Annotated in this window: 3 protein-coding genes; 1 reads left to right on the top strand and 2 read right to left on the bottom strand. The window is 44.8% G+C overall.

Annotated elements, in window-relative coordinates; genetic code table 11:
- Positions 1–60: 60 nt before the first annotated feature.
- On the bottom strand, positions 61–480 hold the full coding sequence (locus tag RMO55_RS13340) for a hypothetical protein (RefSeq protein ID WP_310427232.1): 420 nt from the start codon (positions 478–480) through the stop codon (positions 61–63).
- The gene (locus tag RMO55_RS13335) at positions 477–1,202 is read right to left on the bottom strand and encodes a hypothetical protein (RefSeq protein ID WP_310427230.1); all 726 of its coding nucleotides are present in this window, start codon (positions 1,200–1,202) and stop codon (positions 477–479) included. Before RMO55_RS13335 ends, RMO55_RS13340 begins: the two co-directional genes overlap by 4 nt.
- 438 nt (positions 1,203–1,640) lie before the next feature.
- Here RMO55_RS13335 and RMO55_RS13330 point away from each other — a divergent pair.
- Positions 1,641–3,113: POTRA domain-containing protein (locus RMO55_RS13330; RefSeq protein ID WP_310427228.1), on the top strand; the 1,473-nt coding region annotated here is incomplete at its 3' end.

Here is a 3,113-nt window from a genome sequence, read left to right as displayed (position 1 = left end):
CTCGATGGCTGTCTAAGTTTTGAATTTTATTCAGCCTAACAATTCGCGGAAGCTTTTTCTCTACTGGTACCTGTTTATACTTTCCAAACATCCTCTAAGATCTGGTAAGGCAAGATCGCGACGGTCGATTGTGTTGAGAACATTCTCGATCGTATATAGATTTTGTAGATCGTCTGTCAAACAGAGTTTACCAGATCTTTCAACCCAATTTTTATGGAGATAGCTGGGGCTGACGATCGCTTTTTGTCCATCGGCTAATTCTCCAAACTCATAAGTTGCGGTAGGAATACCGATTGCTTTTGCTAGTTCGCTGGCAATCTTTTCTTTCCAGACTTCGTTGAATAAGTCATCACCAAACTTTACCAAGCATCGTCCCAAATTAGGGATCTCATCCCAACCTTTATCAACAACCCCAGTGACATCATCTTGTGTAATTCGATCTTTTGTTCCAGATACTCGATAGATTGGGAACTTACTCATTGCTTCACTAAATTCTCTAGCAACGAGAATGTCGAACTGGCATAAGGGTTAGAACCAGCAAAAGTAATCTTAGTCAGAATTTCCACTCCAAATATCGATGGCTGGGAAATATTCAAGATTTCAGCTTTAACGATCGAGCCTTCTAATCGGGCAAAGAAGTCAGGTACGATCGCTGGATACTTGGTACAATCCCCGCTGAGTTGGATCGAAACTATCCCATCATGACACTCTAACTTTGACTCTTTAGTAAAAGAGTCCCAGTGTTGTTGCAAATCCTTGGTGGTGCCAATGCGACAATAAAACTCGTAATTGCCATCGTCATTAGGCGCGAGGATCGGACATACTGAAAAGGGATCGCCATGAATACAACCTCCAGTTCGAGCCATAAAAGCAAATGGATCGATGCCTGGAAAGTCTAACCATAATGATTTACACATTTCACCAACATCGTTGCGCTCCACGGGTATTCTTGGCTCAAAAGCGGAAGGAATATCTGTAGAAATGTATTCATTTTCCAAACCAGAGATGCCCAAAATTTTCGGTATTCCTTTGTATTTCTTAACTAGATCGACACAAAAGCTAGTTGGATTTAAGTGATAGCCAAGTGAAGACTTAGTTAACTTCACTAGAGCTTCCCACTCGTTCGTATCGGGGATAACCCAGCCTAAATAAATTCCGGTAATGGTGCCATCTTTTGATAGTGGTTGATATGTGCCATTCATAGTTTTGCCAATTATTTGTATTGATAGATTTGGCGATTTTTCACCTTGACGTTAGCGTAGGCGATCTCAGTATAGGGTTCGAGCACCATGCGGATAATTTTGCTGTAGCCGTCCAATCGTTCCATTGGGCAATTTTGGCAGATATCTGTACTTGAAATCAGCTACCACCATTTTAACATGTTTACAGAGCACGAAAATATTAATTTTCGTGCTCCTGAAACTCCTGACAATCAAATTACTAAATATTCTCAGCTAAAACTATTATTTTTAGCGTCGGATCGATAGTTTTGATTTTCGATCGGCGACAATGTAATTGTCTCAACAAGATCGCAAACAGAAGATGGGCAAACATAGGTGGGGTCTGGGAAATATTGGCAAGTCCCAAACTAAAAATTTCCGCTCTCAAGCCAGTGTGGTTGATGCCAGAGGAGAGAGCGCGTGTTAAATCGGCAAGCGGTTAGATCTAAGTTCTCTAGATTTAGGAGTAATTTTTCGCTGGTATGGACGTTAGGATTATTAGCTGGCGTGGGATCGATCGATCGAGTCGGGGCACAGACAATCCCCAATCCGAGCAATACGATCGATCGCAATAATCTCCCACCTTCTCAAGTTCCACTACCCGAACCGCAACTCCCAGAGCGGATTCCGTCCCTACCTCAGTTAATACCACCTGCTAAGCCCACTCTTCCTGACAGCAATACTCCCGATTTACCAGGGACGATTCGGGTGAAGCGATTTCAAATTATTGGCAGTACGGTATTTACTCAAGCTGATTTCGATCGAATCACTCAAGCATATCTCGATCGGGATATCTCGATCGCCGAGCTATTTGAGATTCGATCGAAGATTACCGAACTCTACCTGTCCAAAGGTTATGTTACCTCTGGTGCAATCGTGCCGCCCCAAACCATTGGTAAAGCAGATGGGATCGTCCAAATTCAAGTCATCGAAGGACGGATAGAATCGATCCAGGTGAAGGGAAATAGCCGATTGAATGCAGAGTACGTTCGCAGTCGGATCGCTCGATATACGGGCAAACCTCTACAGCAACAGCAACTCCTCACCGGATTGCAATTATTGCGACTCAATCCGCTAATTAATAACGTGCGGGCGGAATTAGCGGCGGGGTTGCAACCGGGATCGAGTATTCTCACTGTCGAAATTGGTGAAGCTCCGATCTGGTATTCCCAAATTAGTGTCGATAATCATCGCTCCCCCAGTGCGGGAACGGATCGCAGGCAGGTGCAAGTTAGGAATAGTAATGTATTCGGTTGGGGCGATAGTGCCAGTGTTGGTTATACCAATACTAATGGTAGCAATGGTATCGATCTCAATTATCAAACGCCCCTCAATCCGCAGAATACCCGACTGAGTATCAGTTATGGCAGTTCCAGCAGTCGTGTGATCGAATTCCCATTTAATGCTCTCGATATTCAATCGAATTCTAATTATTATGAAGCGTCAATCCAACATCCCATTATCCAAACTCCTACCCAGGAATTAGAAGTTGGATTAATTATTAGCAATCGTCAAAGTCAAGCCCAACTCCTCGATAATATTCCTTTTCCCTCCCCTGGAGCCGATTTGAATGGGCAGACGCGATTGAGTGCTGTGCGCCTCGTCCAGAGCTATACCCAAAGAAATGACCGAGAGGTCTTCGCCGCCCGATCGCAGTTCAGCGTGGGCGTGGATGCCTTCGGAGCGACGATAAATAGTCAAGCTCCCGACAGTCGGTTCTTCGCTTGGCGCGGACAAGCGCAGTATGTCAAATTACTGGCTCCCGATTCCATTCTATTGGTGCGGGGTGATGTTCAACTAGCGGATCGCGCAATGTTGCCCCTAGAGCAGTTTGGCTTGGGTGGTGTCGATAGCGTGCGCGGCTACCGCCAGGATGCACTATTGGCAGATAAC

The organism is Chamaesiphon sp. VAR_48_metabat_135_sub (assembly GCF_031418915.1).
Classification (GTDB): Bacteria; Cyanobacteriota; Cyanobacteriia; order Cyanobacteriales; family Chamaesiphonaceae; genus Chamaesiphon.
The sequence above is the reverse complement of the archived record's forward strand: the minus strand, read 5'-3'. Positions and strand labels throughout refer to the sequence as shown.